13 protein-coding genes are annotated in these 17660 nt (G+C 69.2%); 3 read left to right on the top strand and 10 right to left on the bottom strand.

Features of this window, described 5'->3' with window-relative positions; genetic code table 11:
• Positions 1-2 precede the first annotated feature (2 nt).
• The gene (locus HWX09_RS01045) at positions 3-1307 is read left to right on the top strand and encodes a cobyrinate a,c-diamide synthase (RefSeq protein ID WP_027784427.1); all 1305 of its coding nucleotides are present in this window, start codon (positions 3-5) and stop codon (positions 1305-1307) included.
• A gap of 91 nt (positions 1308-1398) precedes the next feature.
• Here HWX09_RS01045 and HWX09_RS33500 read toward each other — a convergent pair whose 3' ends face one another.
• Together HWX09_RS33500 and HWX09_RS01055 are read right to left on the bottom strand one after the other, a co-directional pair.
• Positions 1399-1554: a type II toxin-antitoxin system RelE/ParE family toxin gene (locus HWX09_RS33500; protein ID WP_230469130.1), complete on the bottom strand. Its 156-nt coding sequence runs from the start codon at positions 1552-1554 to the stop codon at positions 1399-1401.
• A gap of 11 nt (positions 1555-1565) precedes the next feature.
• Complete coding sequence (locus HWX09_RS01055; RefSeq protein ID WP_027784426.1) at positions 1566-2729, bottom strand: M20 aminoacylase family protein; 1164 nt, start codon at positions 2727-2729, stop codon at positions 1566-1568.
• A 343-nt stretch (positions 2730-3072) separates the two neighbouring features.
• Here HWX09_RS01055 and HWX09_RS01060 point away from each other — a divergent pair, with 343 nt between their 5' ends.
• Positions 3073-4149: a type IV toxin-antitoxin system AbiEi family antitoxin gene (locus HWX09_RS01060; protein ID WP_027784425.1), complete on the top strand. Its 1077-nt coding sequence runs from the start codon at positions 3073-3075 to the stop codon at positions 4147-4149.
• Positions 4118-5023, top strand: a complete 906-nt coding sequence (locus HWX09_RS01065; protein WP_027784424.1) for a nucleotidyl transferase AbiEii/AbiGii toxin family protein — start codon at positions 4118-4120, stop codon at positions 5021-5023. The genes HWX09_RS01060 and HWX09_RS01065 overlap by 32 nt, the downstream gene beginning before the upstream one ends.
• A 42-nt stretch (positions 5024-5065) precedes the next feature.
• Here the strand turns inward: HWX09_RS01065 and HWX09_RS01070 are convergent, their stop codons facing one another.
• The 8 genes from HWX09_RS01070 to HWX09_RS01105 all read right to left on the bottom strand — a co-directional run bounded on the left by HWX09_RS01070 (position 5066) and on the right by HWX09_RS01105 (position 17654).
• The gene (locus HWX09_RS01070; RefSeq protein WP_027784423.1) at positions 5066-5488 is read right to left on the bottom strand and encodes a PIN domain-containing protein; all 423 of its coding nucleotides are present in this window, start codon (positions 5486-5488) and stop codon (positions 5066-5068) included.
• Positions 5485-5748 (bottom strand): type II toxin-antitoxin system VapB family antitoxin, encoded by a 264-nt coding sequence (gene vapB, locus HWX09_RS01075; protein WP_051421414.1) that lies wholly within the window; start codon positions 5746-5748, stop codon positions 5485-5487. Before vapB ends, HWX09_RS01070 begins: the two co-directional genes overlap by 4 nt.
• A 253-nt stretch (positions 5749-6001) precedes the next feature.
• Positions 6002-7018 (bottom strand): GNAT family N-acetyltransferase, encoded by a 1017-nt coding sequence (locus tag HWX09_RS01080; protein WP_027784422.1) that lies wholly within the window; start codon positions 7016-7018, stop codon positions 6002-6004.
• Positions 7018-7857 carry a N(5)-hydroxyornithine transformylase PvdF gene (locus HWX09_RS01085; RefSeq protein WP_027784421.1) on the bottom strand — a complete coding sequence of 280 codons (840 nt, stop codon included), beginning with the start codon at positions 7855-7857 and terminating at the stop codon, positions 7018-7020. Before HWX09_RS01085 ends, HWX09_RS01080 begins: the two co-directional genes overlap by 1 nt.
• 88 nt (positions 7858-7945) lie before the next feature.
• Positions 7946-10210, bottom strand: a complete 2265-nt coding sequence (locus HWX09_RS01090; RefSeq protein ID WP_027784420.1) for a TonB-dependent siderophore receptor — start codon at positions 10208-10210, stop codon at positions 7946-7948.
• A gap of 22 nt (positions 10211-10232) precedes the next feature.
• On the bottom strand, positions 10233-11609 hold the full coding sequence (locus HWX09_RS01095; RefSeq protein ID WP_027784419.1) for a lysine N(6)-hydroxylase/L-ornithine N(5)-oxygenase family protein: 1377 nt from the start codon (positions 11607-11609) through the stop codon (positions 10233-10235).
• Between the two features lie 32 nt (positions 11610-11641).
• Complete coding sequence (locus HWX09_RS01100) at positions 11642-12673, bottom strand: GNAT family N-acetyltransferase (protein WP_027784418.1); 1032 nt, start codon at positions 12671-12673, stop codon at positions 11642-11644.
• Positions 12663-17654: a non-ribosomal peptide synthetase gene (locus HWX09_RS01105; RefSeq protein ID WP_027784417.1), complete on the bottom strand. Its 4992-nt coding sequence runs from the start codon at positions 17652-17654 to the stop codon at positions 12663-12665. The genes HWX09_RS01100 and HWX09_RS01105 overlap by 11 nt, the downstream gene beginning before the upstream one ends.
• Between the last annotated feature and the right edge of the window lie 6 nt (positions 17655-17660).

The raw sequence follows: 17660 nt of genomic DNA on the forward strand, positions 1-17660 counted from the left end.
GCATGCCGGCCTGCCCCGCGCTGTTCGTCAGCGCGCCCGCGTCGGGCCAGGGCAAGACGTCGGTGACGGCCGGCCTCGCGCGGCTGCACCGCCGGCTCGGCCGCCGCGTGCGCGTGTTCAAGACCGGGCCCGATTTTCTCGATCCGATGCTGCTCGAACGCGCGAGCGGGGCGAGCGTGCATGCGCTCGACCTCGGGATGGTCGGCGAGGCCGGGTGCCGCGCACTGCTCGCCGAAGCCGCGCGCGACGCGGACCTGATCCTGATCGAAGGCGTGATGGGGTTGTTCGACGGCACGCCGAGCAGCGCCGATCTCGCGGCCGCGTTCGGCGTGCCGGTCGTCGCGGTGATTTCGGCGAAGGCGATGGCGCAGACGTTCGCGGCGATCGCATTCGGGCTCGCGCGGTTCCGGCCGGGGTTGCCGTTTCACGGCGTGCTGGCCAACCGCGTCGGCTCGGCACGGCACGCGGAATTGCTGCAACAGGCGTTGCCCGACGAACTACGCTGGCTCGGACACGTGCCGGCCGATGCGGGCATCGCGCTGCCGGAGCGGCATCTCGGCCTGCATCAGCCGGCCGATATCGACGATCTCGACGCGCGGCTCGATCGCGCGGCCGATGTGCTCGCGCGGACGGCGCTGGCCGATTTGCCGCCGGCCGTCGCGTTCGCGGAACCGGACGTGGCCGTGCCGCTGCCGCGCGCGCTCGCCGGCAAGCGGATCGCGGTGGCGCGCGATGCGGCGTTTTCGTTCATCTATCCGGCTAATCTCGCGCTGCTCGATGCGCTCGGTGCGGCGCTGCGATTTTTCTCGCCGCTCGCCGACGAACCCGTGCCCGACGATTGCGATGCGCTGTTTTTGCCGGGCGGCTATCCGGAACTGCATGCGGCAACGCTTGCGGGAAGTGCAACGACCGTGCGGACGATTCGCGCCCATGCGGCAGCCGGCCGGCCGATCGTCGCGGAATGCGGGGGGATGGTGTATCTGTGCGAGTCGCTGACCGATGCGGACGGCTCGACGACGCCGATGCTCGGCCTGCTGCCGGGGCATGCGACGATGCAGCGCCGGTTCGCGGCGCTCGGCATGCAGCAGCTCGATACGCGCACCGGGCCGATGCGCGGTCATACGTTCCACTATTCGCGGCTCGCGACGCCGCTGGAACCGGTCGCGAGCGCCGCGCGCCCCGACGGCGCGCGGGGCAGCGGCGAAGCCGTCTATCGCAGCGGCGCGATCGTCGCGACGTACATGCACATGTACTGGCCGTCGAATCCGGATGCGGTCGTGGCGTTGTTCAGCGGCGATGCGTTCTAGATAGTTCGATGCGGCGCGCGGATCGAGGCCGCACAAGTCATACCGGGATGGTGGGCCGCTTTGCGACGATCGCACCGCTCGACGTGTGCGGCTACGGATGTCGTTCGATGTCCATCCGCTGATGCAGGACCCGAAGCATATCGATCGTGTCATTCGTTTCACGATAGAACACGACGTGAGCGCCAACGGCATACCGGACATACCCATCCCGAACAATGCAGGTCCGCGCATTCGGCCGCTCCGGCAACCTCGTCTCCGTTACACGAGGAACGCCTCCGCCAGCTTGACCCAGTACGACGCGCCGGTCGGCAGCACCGCATCGTTGAAATCGTAGCCGGGGTTGTGCACCATGCAGCCGCCCTCCCCGTCACCGTTGCCGATGATCAGGTAGCACCCCGGCCGTTTTTCAAGCAGGAATGCGAAATCCTCGCTGCCGGTGAGCGGCACCATCGCGTCGATCAGATTGGCTTCGCCGACCCATTCGCGTGCGACGCCGCACGCGAACGCCGTCATCTGCGCATCGTTCACGAGCACCGGGTAGCGGCGCTGGTAGTCGATCGTCGCACTCGCGCCGAACACGGCCGCCTGCGCATGCACGACCTCGTTGATGCGCGTTTCGAGCAGGTCGCGCACCTCGGGCTTCAGCGCACGCACCGACAGGCGCATCTGCGCGCGATCGGGAATCACGTTCGGCGCCTCGCCCGCATGGATCGCGCCGACCGTGATGATCGCCATGTCGAGCGGCGACACGTTGCGCGATACGATCGTCTGCAGCGCGACGACGATGTGCGCGCACACGACGACCGGATCGATTGCCCGGTGGGGCACCGCGCCGTGACCGCCGCGGCCCTGCACGTCGATGACGACGGTATCCGACGACGCCATGAACGACCCGGGCAGGAAACCGAATTTGCCGGTCGGGAAGCCCGGCATGTTGTGCATCGCGAAGATCGCGTCACACGGAAATTGCTCGAACAGCCCTTCGTCGAGCATCTTCTTGGCGCCGCCGAGCCCTTCCTCGGCCGGCTGGAAAATCAGGTTCAGCGTGCCCGAGAAGCGGCGTTCGCGCGCGAGGTGTTTCGCGGCTGCGAGCAGCATCGCCGTGTGGCCGTCGTGGCCGCATGCGTGCATCTTGCCCGCGATCGTGCTCTGGTACGGCAGGCCCGTCGCTTCGTGGATCGGCAGCGCGTCCATGTCAGCACGCAGGCCGAGGCGTTGCTTGCCGTCGCCGACTTTCAACTGGGCGACGACGCCGGTACCGCCGAGCCCGCGATGCACGGTGTAGCCCCACGACTGCAATTGCTGCGCGACGAGATCGCTCGTCGCGAATTCCTCGAATCCCAGTTCGGGGTGGGCGTGGATGCGATGCCGAATCTCGATCATTTCGTCGGCAAGGCCTGCGGGGATCACGCTGTGCGTCACGGTGTCGTCTCCTGATGTGCGATGGGGAACATGCAGGCAACGATAGTCGATTCGGCAGCAACCGGGCAGACGGAAAGTCGTCGCGGTAGCAACTGATGGTTGCTATATGGCCATAAGGCTTACGGTACGGGGGGCCCGGCCGTCCGGACGAGTGCCGCGGACGATCCGGGCGCGCGAAACTGTGCGTTCACCGAGATTTTTCGTGCGGGAGTGCGTGGTCGTGGTCGTTCGTGTACCGGAAATACTGCCTTTACCTCAGTGGCTTATGAGATTTTGTTCACTCTTTGACGATTGTACATTTTTTGTGTACGCTGATAAAAAAGTGAACAAGCGATCCTCGTCGATGCCCAGGAATACCACTCTCCCGATGTCGGAACAGCAGGTGCTCGACGAAGCGTGCGCCGCGTTCGGCCGCGTAACCCGGCGCGTCAGTGCGCGGCCCGTGCGCGTGCCGGCGCCATACCGCGCGCGTGCCGACGCGATGATCCGCTTCGACGTGGCAGGACAGGTCGTGGAGATGCCGGTCGCCGTGAGCCTTCGTGTCGAATCGCTGGCGGACGCGCTCGCGGAACTGCGTCGCCGCGGCGGCGGGACCGCACACGCCTCCGGCGAGCGGCCGCTGATGCTGGTCGCGCCCTACCTTTCCGCCGAACTGGCCGCCAGCCTGATCGACCAGGGTATCCCGTTTCTCGACACCGCCGGCAACGTATGCCTGATCCAGCCGGAAGCGACCGTCATGATCGCGGGCCGGCCGAAACCTGCCCGCGCGCCGCGCCGGCAGGCGTCACGCGCGACGACGCCGAAGGGGCTCGCCATGATGTTCGCGCTTGCGACGCAGCCGGGCCTCGTTGCGCAGCCGTATCGGGGGATTGCGGCCGCGTCGGGCGTCGCGCTCGGCACGGTCAATCTCGCGATGGACGATCTGATCGCGCGCGGCCTCGTCGGGCAACGCCGCAACGGCGAGCGCCTGATTCCCGACTGGCCGCGCTTCGTACAGGAATGGGTCGCGCTGTACCCGAGCCGCTTGCGCGCGAAGCTGTCGAGTCGCCGGTTTGCCGGCCTCGCGCCCGACTGGTGGCGCGGCTTCGATTTCGCGGCTTTCGATGCGCAACTCGGCGGCGAGCCGGCGGCCGATCTGCTGACGCATGATCTGAAGCCGGCCGCGATCACCGTCTATACGCACGGCGCCGTGCCGAACCGCCTGCTGCTGCAGGGCCGCCTGCGTCCCGACGCGCGCGGAGACGTCGAAATTCTCGAAGCGTTCTGGCCGCGCTCGCCGGCGCTCGACTGGCGCGAGCAAGATGTGCCGCTCGTGCCGCCGCTCCTGATCTATGCGGATCTCGTCTCGTCCGGAGACAGCCGCAATCTTGCCGCCGCCGAACACATCCATGACCGATACCTCGCCCACCCGCCCGCTTGAAGTCGATGCGAGCCGGCCGCTCGAGCCGGCGGCCGTGGCGCTGCTGCAGTCGGTCGGCGCGGCCTGCGCGCAACTGGACGCGGCATTCGTCGTGGCCGGCGCGACCGCACGCGACATCCTGATGTGGCATGTCCACGGCATCCGGCCGGTGCGTGCGACGCGGGACGTCGACGTCGCGGTGTGCGCGATCAGCTGGCCGTTCCATGCACGGCTCGTCGATGCGCTCGTCGCGACCGGACGATTCGCCCGCGCGCCGAAGCATCAGCAAAAACTGCTGTTCGACAGCGGTACGCAGGGGTTTCGCACGGAACTCGACCTGGTGCCGTTCGGGCCGCTCGAAGCGCCGCCCGGCGAAATCGCATGGCCGCCCGGCGGCGATTTCGTGCTGAACGTGCTGGGTTTTCAGGAGGCGGTCGATACCGCGCTGACCGTGTCGATCGGTGCCGGCATCACGGTGCCGGTGGCGAGCCTGCCGGCGCTCGCGCTGCTGAAGCTGCTCGCGTGGAAGGACCGGCGCGCCCGCCAGAACAGCGACGCGTACGACTTGCTGTTCCTCCTCACGCATTTTCACGATGCGGGCAATCGCGAACGCATCTGGGACGTCGCGCCCGACCTGCTCGAACGATACGGCTTTCAGCCGGAGCTGGCGGCAGCGGCGCTGCTCGCGCGCGATGCGAAGCGAGCCGCGTCGCCGCACACGCACGATGCGGTCCGCGCGCTGTTGTCCGACGAGGCGACTTACGCGACGCTCGGGCAGGACTTGCAGGCCCGCGCGTTCGCGCTGTTGCCGGGTGAATTCAATGACGACGCCGACCGGTATCTCGATGCGTTCCGCAGTGGCTTCCTCGCGGATCCGCCCGTTCGTCGGGCATGACACGCCGCCGCGCGACAGCAATACCATCGTGCATTCACTGCGTCAGGCCGACGCCGCCCAGTCTTCGAGCGGCAACCCCGCGACACGACTGAATTCGCGACTATTGTTTGTGACGAGCACCGCACCGGCTGCAATCGCGTGGCCGGCGATCGATGCATCGTTCGCGCCGATCGGCGTGCCACGTGCGGCAAGGTCGGCGCGAATCGCGGTCGTTGCATCGATCGCCGCGGTATCCCACGACAGCACGCCGTCCAGCCGCGCGACAAAGCTCGTCACGAGTTCCGCATGCTTCGGTGATGCCTTTCTGCCGACCGCACCGAACCGCATTTCGGCATAGGTCACGGCCGACACGACGATCCGGTGCTGTGCGTTGACGCACGACTGCAACCGCGACAGCACCACGGGCGGCCGCTCGCGCATGATGAACGAACAGATGTTCGTATCGAGCATGTAGAGCGTGGTCACCGGCTGGACTCCGTCGGCGCATCGGCGTCGCCGGACAGGTCGAAGCGACCGGACTCGATGACGGCCGGGCGTTCGGCAAGGAAATCGGCATCGGCCAGCGGTTCGTTCGCGAACGACAGCCACGTGGGACGTACCGGCCGCAACAGCAGCGTATCGCCCTCGCGGCGGATCTCGAGTTCCGTGACGCCCTCGAACTCCATGTCCTTCGGGATGCGGATTGCCTGGTTACGGGCGTTCTTGAAAATGGAAACGGTGCGCATGAGCCACTCCATGGGAGTACGATGCGCCCATTGTAGACATATGCTGGCATATGTCAATTTAGCGGGATGCGAATCTGCCGCTGCGTCCCACGTTGCCGAGGATGTCTGATTCATGCTGCCAGCCTGTCGTCGAGGAGAGGAGCGATCCATTCTTCATGACGCAGGCCGCGCCGTCCATATACCGGACGGCCAACGCATGTGCATCGCAAGGCCGCGCACACCGTCGTCGCACCGACGCTGCGCGCCGCCCCCGTCATGGCAACCGGAAAGTGTCAAAGAACGTGTCGCGCTCGATCACGGTGAGCGCCGCGCGCTTGTGCGGGAAATCGAACTCCTTCAGCGTGTAGAACCCGAGTCGATGCATGTACGCGATATGCCGCACGTGGTCGACGCGCGGCTCGCCGACGAGCCGCTGCGTGCGCGGTTCGTCGACGAACATGTAGTGCAGCACCCCGCTCCACCACGCATGCAGCTTGCCGGCGCTCTGGAAACGCGAGTCGCCGATCAGCAGGTGCAGCCCGCGATCGTAGTCGTGCGCATCGTAGAACGGCGCGAGGCGGTCCTCCTTCGCCCAGTAGAACTCGAAATAGCCGAACGGCGTGTCGTCGAAATAGCCGATCGTCGGGTGCATGTGCGGATCGGCCAGCCGTTCGGCGAGATACGCCGCATGCTCGTCGCGCGTGCCGCGCTGGTCCCAGAAATGCGCGACACGGTCGAGGTTCATCCAGTGGCTGAACAGGTCCGCGTGTGCGTCGACGTCGACGGTGCGCAGGCTGAACGTCATGCCGACCTGCGGCATGGCGCGGGCGTAAATCTCGCCGGCCGGCGACGGCGGCCGCACCGGATGCCGGTGGCCGTTCGTGATCGCGTAGCGCAGCGGCATCCCGCCCGACGCAGGCGCCTTCAGCCACGGCCGCGGATTCTGCCAGAACGTCGTGCGCGACACGGTGAGCCGCAGCGTGTCGCCCGCGACCTGCGCGCCGTCGATCACGCCTTCGCGCACCGCTCGCGCCACGTATGACGCGACGGCCCCCGCACTGGCGCCACGGAGCGGCACCGAGATCGTTGCCGCGTCGTACCGCGTGTCGGTGTTGAACAACGGGACGAACGCCGCGAGCAGCCCGTCCGGCGAGTCGTCGGGGCGCCATGCGTCGAGCGTGTGCTCCGCAACCTGCGTCGCCTGGTCATGGGCGGCACCATCGAGCGCCGCGGCCACTTCACCTTCGACGGCGTCGGCTGCGCCGGCCGGTTTCGTCAGCGTGTCTTGCATCACAGTGCTCCCGCGTCGTGGCGATCGGCGAGCACGTGCAGCCCGCGTTCGAGCGCCGGAAACAGGCTGCGCTGGAAGTTGTTCCAGCGCAGTTCGAGAATCGTGTCGTCCGGCGCGATCGGCGTGTCGAGCACGTCGCAGATCACCTCGCCGGAATCGATACCGTTGTCGACGTAGTGGAACGACGCGCCCGTCATCGTCACGGGCTCGACGGACGACGTCGCGCCGGTGGCCCAGTCGACCCGTTCGCCACGTGCGCCGTGCAGCGCGTCGAGCGTCGCCCACGCGCCGCGCCGCTGGTACGGCGAATCGTCGGCCGTGATGCCCGGATGGATGTTCGCGATGCGCCGGTGAAAGCGCGCGCCCGGCCGCACGAGTTCGTCGAGGATCACGAGCAGCCCGTCGAGCACGACGATGTCGGCGTCGAGTTCGAGCAGGCGCTCGAGCAGGCGGCGCTCGAATGCCTGTTTGCCGGCCACGCGCTCACGTGCATCGCGCGGCAGCCGCCGGTACGTCGACGCAATCGTGCAGAACAGTTCGTCGACGGGGCGGCCTTGCACCGTCAAGCCTTCCGGCAGAATCCACGGGCGGCCCGGCGTGCGCGCGAACCCGTAATCGGCCACTTTCGCGCGGTCGGCCGGCGACCCGTCGTCGTCGTCGACGATCACGCCCTGGAGCGTGTAGCGTTCGCCGAGCGGCGAATCGTTCAGGCGCTCGACGAGGAATTCGAGCGGCGCCTTCATGTAGCGCGTGCCGCCGCGATAAGCGACCGGCTGGCCGGCACGATCGGCCGCGCCGTTGCGCAGCGACTGGATGTAGACGAGATTTTTCTTCGGCATGGATGCGTCGTGGAAAAAAGCGGACGAAGGCGCCGCGGCCGGCCCGCGCCGGCCACGAAGGCCGGCCGGCGCGCCGCGGCGCGCGACGTCACCAGTTGTATTTCGCGGTCGCGATCACCGTGCGGTCGGTCCCGAAAATGCAGACGTTCATCGACTGGCAACCGCTGATGTAATGGCGGTTGAACAGGTTCGTCCCGTTCACGGCGAAGCGCCAGTTGCGCGTGTCGTAATGCAGGCCCGCGTCGAACAGCGTGACGCTCGATACCGTGAGCGAGTTGTCGGCCGCACCGGCCGACGCGCTCTGGTAACGAATGCCGCCACCGAGGCCGAAGCCGGCGAGCGGCCCCGTGTGCCACGTCCAGTCGGTCCACAGCGACGCCATCTGGCGCGGACGCGGAATGTCGACCGGCCAGTTGTTCACCGTACCGTCGTTGGCCTGTACGTTCTTCACGTCCTGATAGACGTACGACGCGATCACCGACAGGTTCCGCGTGACCTTGCCGGTCGCGCTCAACTCGATCCCGCGCGAACGCACCTCGCCCGTCTGCACCGACTTCGTGCCGGTATTGTCCTGGCTCGGCAGCGCCGGCGTGAGCACGTTGGTCTGGTTGATCTGGTAGATCGCCGCGTTCAGCATCAGGTTCTTGCCGGGCGGCTGCCAGCGCAGGCCGGCCTCGATCTGCTTGCCGCGCGTCGGCTGCGGCAGCCCGCCGCCGAGCAGGTTCACACCGATCAGCGGATTGAACGACGTGGCGTAGCTGATGTACGGCGACAGCCCGTAATCGCCCTGATACGTGAGGCCGACGCGGCCGGTGAACGCCGTGACGTCCGCTTTCGTCGACGTACCGGCCGCGCGGTCGTCCATCCGCATGTTGACCCAGTCCTCGCGGCCGCCGAGCGTCAGCGTCCAGCGGTTCCATTTGATCTGGTCCTGCGCGTACAGGCCGAACGTGTTCATCGTCGTGTACGTGTTGGTGCGGAACGTGGAGTCGGGCGTGAACACCGCCGTCGTGACGGGCGTGTACACCGGGTTGTAGAGGTTCAGCGTCGGCGCGGCGGCCAGCCATTCGCTGTCGGTCGCGGTCTGGCGGTTGTACTGGAAGCCGAGCAGCAGCGTGTGCTGGAGCGGCCCCGTCGCGAAGCGGCCCTCGAGGTTGTTGTCGATGTCGAAGCGGCTGTAGTTCATCTGGAACACGCCGGCCCAGCGCGACACGTCGGTCGTGCTGCCGTCGACGAAGCCGTTGCCGAACACCGAACCGTTGTCGAGCGACAGATGCATCAGGCGCGTGTTCTGACGGAACGTCCAGGCCGGCGTCAGGTTGCGCTCGAACTGGTAACCGACCGACCACTGCTTCTTGCGGTAGTAGTTGAAGTCGCCGTCGCCTTCGTAGATGTCCTTGTTGATCTGCCCGTTCGGGTTCGGCAGCACCGTGCCCTGCGCGGGCAGGAAGTTCGACGAGATGTCGCCCCAGTCCTGCAGGTACGTCGCGGACAGCGTCAGCGACGTATCCGCGTCCGGGCGCCAGCGGAACGACGGCGCGAGCGCGACGCGCTGGTCGTTGTTCGGGCCGGTCAGTGCGTTGCCGTCGCGCGCGACGCCGACGAACCGGTACGCATACTTGCCGTCCGGATCGAGCTTGTCGCCGACGTCGATCATGAACTGCTTGCGCGCATAGTTGCCGATCTGCACACCGGCTTCGCGCACGCGCTCGCCGTCGGCGAGCTTGGTGTGCACGTCGATGATCGCGCCCGGATCGCCCGCGCCGTACAGCACCGAGGTCGGCCCGCGCAGCACGCTGATGCTGTCGATCATGTACGGATCGACGCGCCAGCTCGCCAGGTTGATCGTGTTCGGCACCTGCAGCCCGTTCACGTACGCGGTCGGCGTGAAGCCGCGCAGCGCCGCGTACCAGTCGGAGCGGTTGTCCGACCCGTACGACGAGAAGCCCGGCACGTAGCGCAGCGCCGCGTTCACGTCGGTGGCGCCGGTCATCTCGATCTGCTGCGCGGTGACGACGTTGATCGTCTGCGGGATCTCGTTGAGCGGCGTATCGGTCTTGGTGCCGGTCGTGCTGCGCTTCGCGACGAGCCCGACCGTGCCGTCTCCTGCCGAGGCCGCGTTGACGGTGATCGCCGGCAGCGTGCCGTTTTGCGCGCCGGTCGACGTATTCGCCGTCGCACCGTCTTGCGCACTGCTGGCCGGCGCCGCGGCGCCTGCGTTCACGGCCGGCGCCGTCTGGGCGTAAGCGTGCCCTGCCGCCGCCGTACCGAACGCCACGCTTGCCGCGGCTGCGATCGCACGCAAACGCGTGCCTGTTGCCCACTCCATCTTCTTCTGCTCCACTTTTTTCATGCGGTCTCCGACCGCGCCTTTGTCAAAGAGCGAAAGCCATCCGGCCCGCGCTCACCCCGTTGTTCGGTCGTTTTTCATGCGTTGCCCGGGCCGCGCCTTCGTCATGCGCGGGCGCGATCCCGTCTTCGAGCGACGCGCAGATTTCGTCCGCGCGGCGCGCCAGTACCGACAGCAGCGTGTCGGACAGGCCGTGGCTGTCTTCGCAGCAGCCTTGCAGATAGATGCGCGGCGCGAAGTGCTCGGGCGTCGCGAGCAGGTAGTCGCGCGTCACGTCGCCGCGCGTGAGCGCATCGCCCAGATGCGGCGCGAGGCCTTCGAGCAGCGCCGAATGCGTGTCGCGGCGGTAGCCGGTCGCGAGCACGAGCGCGTCGAAGCGCTCGACGCGCGTGGCGCCGCTCAACCGGTCGCGCAACGTCAACTCGATGCGGCCGTCGGCGGTGCGCACCGCGGCCTCGATCGCGCTGTTTGCGAGCAGCGCATGACGCGGCGTGCCGTCGATGCGCTGCAGGTAAAGCATTTCGTAGATCTGCTCGATCAGCGGCCGGTCGACCACCGCGTAGTTCGTGTCGCGATAACGCTCGAGCAGCGCGCGGCGCGCGTCGTGTGGCTGCGCATAGACGACGTCGGTGAATTCGGGGCTGAAGATTTCGTTGACGAACGGGCTGTCGTCGGCCGGCTTCAGGGCGCCCGCGCGCATCACGAGGCTTGCGTCGACGTGCGGGAAGCGGCGCGCGAGGTCGATGAACACCTCGGCCGCGCTCTGCCCCGCCCCGATCACCGCGACGCGGCGGCGCTCGCCGTCGGGCGATGCGACGAGCCGGTCGATATCGGTCAGGTAAGACGACGAATGGATCACGCGGTCGCGGCCGAGCGCGGCGAACGCATCCGGAATCGCCGGCGTGCCGCCGACGCCGACCGACAGCGCCCGCGTGACGCGCTGGCGCTCGTGGCCGGCCGCGTCGCGCGACAGCACGCGCAGTGCGTCGATTCTCGCGCCATCGCCGCGCACGGGCTCGATTCCCAGCACGGTCTCGCTGTAATGGACGCGATCGTCGAACGCCTCGGCAACCCAGCTCAGGTAGTCGTGGAATTCGACGCGGGTCGGATAGAAGTTCTTCAGGTTGACGAATTCGTTCAGCCGGCCGCGTTCGAACAGGTAGTTGATGAACGTGTAGCGGCTTTTCGGATCGCGCATCGTGACGAGATCCTTCAGAAACGAGATCTGCATCCGGCAGTCGTCGAGCAGCATCCCGCGATGCCAGCCGAACTCCGGCTGGCGCTCGACGAAGCAATGGGCCAGCGTGTGCGCACCGCCGCGCTCCGCGAGGCGCACGGCCAGCGCCAGATTCGACGGCCCGAAGCCCACGCCGATCAGGTCGAATACGGTTTCTCTCTGCATGTCTCAGCTCCCTTGTCGATGAATCCGGCCCGTCAGACGTGACGGCCGGAGAAGAACGTCTCGCGCAGCGTGCGCATCCACAGCGGCTGCGCATCGGCCAGCGCGAGGCGGCGCTGCCGCGCGAAGCCGTGCCGCGCGAGATGGTCGGCAACCCGCGTGTGGCCGGCCGGAACGGCACAGCCGACCGCTTCGGTACGCAGGTCGTCGAGAAACAGGTAATGCACGACGGACGGCAGCCAGCCGGCCACGCGGTGCGGGCCGCGCCAGCGCGGCTCGCCGACCAGCATCCGCAGCCCGCGGTCGTAGTCGCACGCCGCGACGTGCGGCGCGAGCGCGTCCTCTTTCAGCCAGAACGCTTCGAAATACGCGAACGGCTCGCCGTCGAAACAGCCGACGAGCGGCGTGACGTGCGGATCGGCTTCCTGCGGGCCTTGCACGCCGCATCGCGCGGGTCGTGCGGCCGGCCAGCCATCGCGTACACGCGGCTCGTCGAACCAGCGCGCGAGCCGCTCGGCGTCCTCCGCCGGCTGCCAGCCGCGCAGCGTGAAGCGCACGCCGAGCGCCGGCAGATCGCGCGCGTAGACGTCGCCGCGCGGTGCGGGCGGCCGGCGCGGATGACGTCGGCCGTCGGTGATCGTCGGCAGCGTCGCGCACGGCAGAGGCGCGCCGATGAGCCACAGATCGGCCTGTTGCGCCCAGCCGTCGCGCACGCAGCGGCCGCCGTCGGCGAGGACGCCGCTCGCGCGCAGCGCGTCGAGCGCGACCGCCGGCCACGCGGCCGGGTCGAGCCGGATCGCGGCGTGGCGCGCGCTGTCCGAAAACGCCGCGGCCAGTGCGGCCAGCAGCGCCCGCCGCTGGTCGGCCGGCGCCGCGCGATGGTTGTAGGCGACGAGGCGCAGCGCGCCGTCGTCCGCGAGTTGCGCGCGCAGCAACTGCGCGCCGATCCCGTCGCCCTGCGCGACGCGGATCTGCGCGCCGTCGCGCACGGCGAACAGGCCGTCCGCGAACGCGAGGCGGTAGGTATCGAGCATCGTGAATCCGTCCGGACGCACCTCAGCCAGCATGGCGCGCCTCCTGTCCCGTTTTCGTTTTCGCTTGCGCATCGAGCCGCGCGCCGAGCGCCGCGAGCGTCGGCGCCGCGAACACGTCGGCGACCGTCAGCGTGTGACCGGAACGGCTTGCGGCGTCGACGAAGCGCACGACGTCGAACGATGTCACACCGGCTTCGAACAGGTCCGTATCGGGCTCGGGAGCGGCCGTCGCGAACGTGTCCGACCACAGCGCGGCGAGCACGGCGGCGGCATGCGACGGCATTGCGTGGGGCCGTGTTGCGCCGCTGGCGCGTGCGTTGAACGCAGCGTGCGTGTCGGCGCGCGCATCGGGCGCGCCGAGCGCGGCTTCCGACGCACCGGCGAAACGCGCGACTTCGTCGTGATACAGATCGACGAGTACGTCGACGAAATCGCGCGCGAGCAGTTCGTCCGCATACGAGAACGCGGCGCTCACGCGGCCGTCCGGATGCTCGACGACGTCCAGCTCCAGCGTGAACACGACGCGATGGCGCACGTCGTCGAATTCGGCCAGCGACAGGCCGGCCCAGTCGCGCGCGGCCGCACCGGTCGGGCGCAGGTAGTTGAACATCACCTGGAACAGCGGATTGGCCTGCGCGGCACGCGGCGCGCGCAACGCGGCCACGACGTCGGCGAACGGCACGTCGGCATGCGCATACGCGGCGAGCGCCGTGTCGCGCACTTGCGCGAGCACGTCCGCGCGACGCGCGGCCGGGTCGATCCGCGTACGCACGACGACCGAGTTGATGAACAGGCCAAGCGCCGCGCGGGCCGCGTCGCCCGTAAGCTCGCGCGTCGATGCAAGCACGCCGACCGGCTGGTCGGCCGCGCCCGTCGTGCGGAACAGCGCGGTGTTGAGCGCCGCGTGCAGCAGCATCGGCAGCGTGGCGTGCGCGGCCGACGCGGCGTCGCGTGCGGCGCGAATCAGTTGCGCATCGAATTCGAACGCGATGCGGGCCGCGCGCCATTGCGGCAGGGCCGGCGCGTCCGCGCGCTGCGGCAGCACGCGCGACGGCAGATCGGCCAGTGCGTCACGCCAGTACGCGACTCGGGCCGGATGGCACGGCGCGGGCAGCACGAGTGGCACGGCCGGTTGAGCGGCTTCGTCGACCGGTGCTACGTCGCCGCGCACACGGGCGACGTAGCGGGCGCGCACCGCGTCGAGCCACAGCTCGATCGATTCGCCATCCGACACGATGTGGTGAATCGTCACCGACAGTACGTGATCGTCCGCACCGAGCCGCAACACGCGGGCACGCCACAGCGGCGCGTCGGCCGCGAGATCGAACGGCGCGAGCGCATCCGCGTCGGTCAGCGCGACCGCGCGGGCCAGCGCATCGTCTTGGGCCGACAAATCGATCATCGGCAGATCGACGGCGATGTCTGCCTCGATCCGCTGGCCCGGCAGCGTACCGTCGCGAGCGACGAGCCGCGCGCGCAGCGCCGGATGCACGGCCGCCGCATCCGAGAACGCCGCGCGTAGCGCATCGACGTCGAGCGGACCGCGCACGCGCAGCGCGACCGGAATGTTGTATGCGGCGCTGTCCGGCTGCGCGCGCCACAGGAACCACAGGCCGAGTTGCGCGGGCGACAGCGGCCACACGCCGTGCGCATCGGGTTTGGCGACCGCGACGCCCGGCGCCGCGGCACCGGCATGTGCCGCACGTGGCGCGTCGGCCACCTGCAGTGCGTACTGCGCGAGCACCGGCGCCTCGAGCAGCGCGCGCACCGGCACGTCGCGGCCGAGCCGTTCGGCCACCCGCGTCGCGACGCGCACGGCGGCGAGCGAATGGCCGCCGAGATCGAAGAAGTGATCGCCGCGGCCGACGCGCTCGAGATTCAGCACGTCGCACCAGATCGCCGCGAGCGCGGCTTCGTCACCGTCGTGCGGCGCCTCATATGCCCGTTCGACACGCACGGGCGCCGGCAGCCGCGCGCGGTCGACCTTGCTGTTCGCGTTGCGCGGCAGCGCGTCGAGCACGATCAGTTGCGCGGGCACCATGTAGTCGGGCAGCGTGCGGCGCAGGTGCGCGTCGAGCGTCGCGGCTTCGACCGGCTGCGCGGCTGCCTGCGCCTCGGCGGTCAGTTCGACGTACGCGACGAGCTGCGCGAGCGCGCCCTGCCCGTGCACGACCGCGCATGCTTCGCGTACCGCGTCGTGCGCGGCGAGCTGCGCTTCGATTTCGCCGAGTTCGATGCGCAGGCCGCGCAGCTTCACCTGGTGATCGACGCGGCCGATGAAATCGAATACGCCGTCCGCGCGACGCCGCACGAGGTCGCCGGTACGGTACAGTCGCGCGCCCGGCGCGCCGTACGGATCGGGTACGAAGCGCTCGGCCGTCAGCGCGGGGCGGTCGAGGTAGCCGCGTGCGACGCCGATCCCCTCGCCGCCCAGATACAGTTCGCCGATCACGCCGACCGGCAGCGGATGCAGCCGCGCGTCGAGCACGTGCGCGGTGCGCGCGCCGACCAGCGTGCCGATCGGCAGATACGCGGCGTCGCCGAGCTTCGCGAGATCGTCGCCGGGACGGAACATCCACAGCGTCGGCGTGATGACCGTTTCGGTCGGGCCGTAGCCGTTGACCACGCGCACGTTCGGCAGCGCACGGCGCAACATCGCGAACGCCTCGCGCGACGTCGCCTCGCCGCCGACGGTCAGCGAACGCAGCGTCGGCGGCGCGCCGTGCGCGAGCGCCCATTCGGCGAGCTGTGCCGCGCAGCCGGGCGGCACGTAGGTCATCGTCACGCCGTCGCGGATCATCATCGCGCAGGTCTGCGCGGGCGGCCACAGTACGTCGGCCGTCACCGACACGGCGGCGCCCGACATGTATTGCGAAAACCAGCCCTCGTGCGCGCCGTCGAAATTGACCGACTGAAACAGCAGGAACACGTCGTTCTCGCCCGCGCCATAACGCTCGGCGATCGCCGCGCAATGCAGCGCGAACGACGCATGGTCGACGATCACGCCTTTCGGCTTGCCGGTCGAGCCCGACGTGTAGATCGCGTAGGCTGCATGGCCCGGCAGCACGTCGGGCAGCGCGACACCCGCGGCTTCGTCGAGTGCATCGATTTCGTCGGCGCGCCACACGCGCAGTTCCGGCAGCTCGGGCAGCGACGCGGCGCTCGCGGCGTCGGTCAGGACGTGCACGATGTTCGCGTCGCCGACGATCTGCGCGAGCCGTTCGCGCGGATGAGCCGGGTCGAGCGGCACGAACGCGGCGCCCGACTTCAGCACCGCGATCAGCGCGACGAGCAGGTCGACCGAGCGCTGCAGCGCGACGCCCACACGCATCTCGGGGCGCACGCCGGCCGCCACCAGATGGCGCGCCAGGCGAGCCGCGCGTGCATCGACTTCGCCGCGCGTCAATGCGCGATCGATATCGGCGACGCCGCGTGCATCGGGCCGCGCGCGTGCATGCGCCGCGATGCGTGCATGCACCGGAACGAACGGCTCGGCAGCGCTCGCGCCGGCCGGCGCGTTCCACGCGAAGAGCTGTGCGCGCTCGTCGGCAGGCAGCCAGTCGAGATCGCCGATCGACTGATCCGGGCGCGCGAGCGCATCGGTCAGCAGCGTGACGAAGCGCGCGGCCAGCCGGGCGATCGCATCCGCGTCGAACAGGTCGAGCGCGTAGATGAAGGCGGCGTCGAAGGTGCCGTCCGGTGTCGCTTCGACGGACAGCGTCAGGTCAAATTTCGCGGACGGCGTACCCGACGGCAGCAACACGGCCGACGCCGCGCCGAGTGCCGGCAGCGCGCGGCGTTCGCCGTACGCGGCCATCACCTGGAACAGCGGATGGTGGCTGGCGCTGCGCGGCACGCCGAGGGCGTCGACCACCTGCTCGAACGGCACGTCCTGGTGCATCTGGGCGTCGACGAGCGCGCGCTGCGTACGCGCGACCAGCGACGAGAAATCGCCGTTCGCGGGCACGTCGACGTCGATCGCCAGCGTGTTGACGAAGAAGCCGATCAGGCCGGCGACTTCCGCGCGCTCGCGGTTCGCGGCCGGCACGCCGACGCAGATCCGTGCGTCGCCGGTCGCGCGCGCCAGCAGCGCGTCGAGCGCCGCGAGCAGCACCGCGAACGGCGTCGCGCCGGACGCGGCCGCGAATGCGCGCAACTGCGCACCGAGGCGCGCGTCGAGTGAAAACACATGACGCGCGCCGCGCGCACTGCGCCGCGCCGGCCGTGCAGTCGCGCCCGGCAGCGTCAGCACGCCGCGCTGCGGATCGAGCCGCTCGCGCCAGAACGCGAGCTGACGGTCGCGCTCGCCGGCGTCGAGCCAGCGGCGCTGCCACAGCGCATAGTCGGCGTACTGGATCGGCAGCGGCGCGAGCGGCACCGGCTCGCCCGACGCATACGCGCGATAGAACGCCGCGAGTTCGGACAGCATCACGCCCGACGACCAGCCGTCCGACACGATGTGATGCACGGTCAGTGCGAGCCAGTGATGCGTCGCGTCGAAGCGAATCAGATGCGCGCGCACGAGCGGCGCCGTGCCGAGATCGAACGGTTCGGCTTCGTCGGCCATTGCGACCGCTTCCGCGCCCGGCACGCGCTGCGCATCCGGCAATGCGTCGAGATCGGTTTCGCGCCACGGGCAGCGCAACGGCGCGTGGATCGTTTGCGTGACGCCGTCCTGCGCTTCGTCGAAGGTCGTGCGCAGCGCTTCGTGGCGCGCGATCAGCGCATCGCATGCAAGGCGAAGCGCATGCGCGTCGAGCGGTCCCGTCAGCGCCAGGCGCTCGGTGATGTGATAGGCGTCGGGCGTATCGATCAGCCGCGCGTGCAGCCACAGCCGCGTCTGCGCGAACGCCGCCGGCACGCGGTCGCCGCGCGCCGTGCGCGGCGGGATCGGCAGTACGCGGAAGTCGATGCCGGCCGCGCCGAGCTTGTCGATGAAGACCGCGCGCTGCGCGTCGGGCAGTTGCGCGAAACGCGTCGCGAGCGCGAGCCAGTCGGGTTGAACCTTCGTCATCCGTCG

It is taken from the genome of Burkholderia sp. BCC1208, from assembly GCF_902833095.1.
GTDB lineage: Bacteria > Pseudomonadota > Gammaproteobacteria > Burkholderiales > Burkholderiaceae > Burkholderia.

Bases quoted from the DNA above. Each gene is read 5' to 3' on its own strand.
- HWX09_RS01045 (WP_027784427.1), top strand. From the start codon at position 3: ATGCCGGCCTGCCCCGCGCTGTTCGTCAGCGCGCCCGCGTCGGGCCAG.
- HWX09_RS01060 (WP_027784425.1), top strand. From the start codon at position 3,073: ATGCCCAGGAATACCACTCTCCCGATGTCGGAACAGCAGGTGCTCGAC.
- HWX09_RS01065 (WP_027784424.1), top strand. From the start codon at position 4,118: ATGACCGATACCTCGCCCACCCGCCCGCTTGAAGTCGATGCGAGCCGG.
- vapB (WP_051421414.1), bottom strand. From the start codon at position 5,748: ATGCGCACCGTTTCCATTTTCAAGAACGCCCGTAACCAGGCAATCCGC.
- HWX09_RS01080 (WP_027784422.1), bottom strand. From the start codon at position 7,018: ATGCAAGACACGCTGACGAAACCGGCCGGCGCAGCCGACGCCGTCGAA.
- HWX09_RS01085 (WP_027784421.1), bottom strand. From the start codon at position 7,857: ATGCCGAAGAAAAATCTCGTCTACATCCAGTCGCTGCGCAACGGCGCG.
- HWX09_RS01090 (WP_027784420.1), bottom strand. From the start codon at position 10,210: ATGAAAAAAGTGGAGCAGAAGAAGATGGAGTGGGCAACAGGCACGCGT.
- HWX09_RS01095 (WP_027784419.1), bottom strand. From the start codon at position 11,609: ATGCAGAGAGAAACCGTATTCGACCTGATCGGCGTGGGCTTCGGGCCG.
- HWX09_RS01100 (WP_027784418.1), bottom strand. From the start codon at position 12,673: ATGCTGGCTGAGGTGCGTCCGGACGGATTCACGATGCTCGATACCTAC.
- HWX09_RS01105 (WP_027784417.1), bottom strand. From the start codon at position 17,654: ATGACGAAGGTTCAACCCGACTGGCTCGCGCTCGCGACGCGTTTCGCG.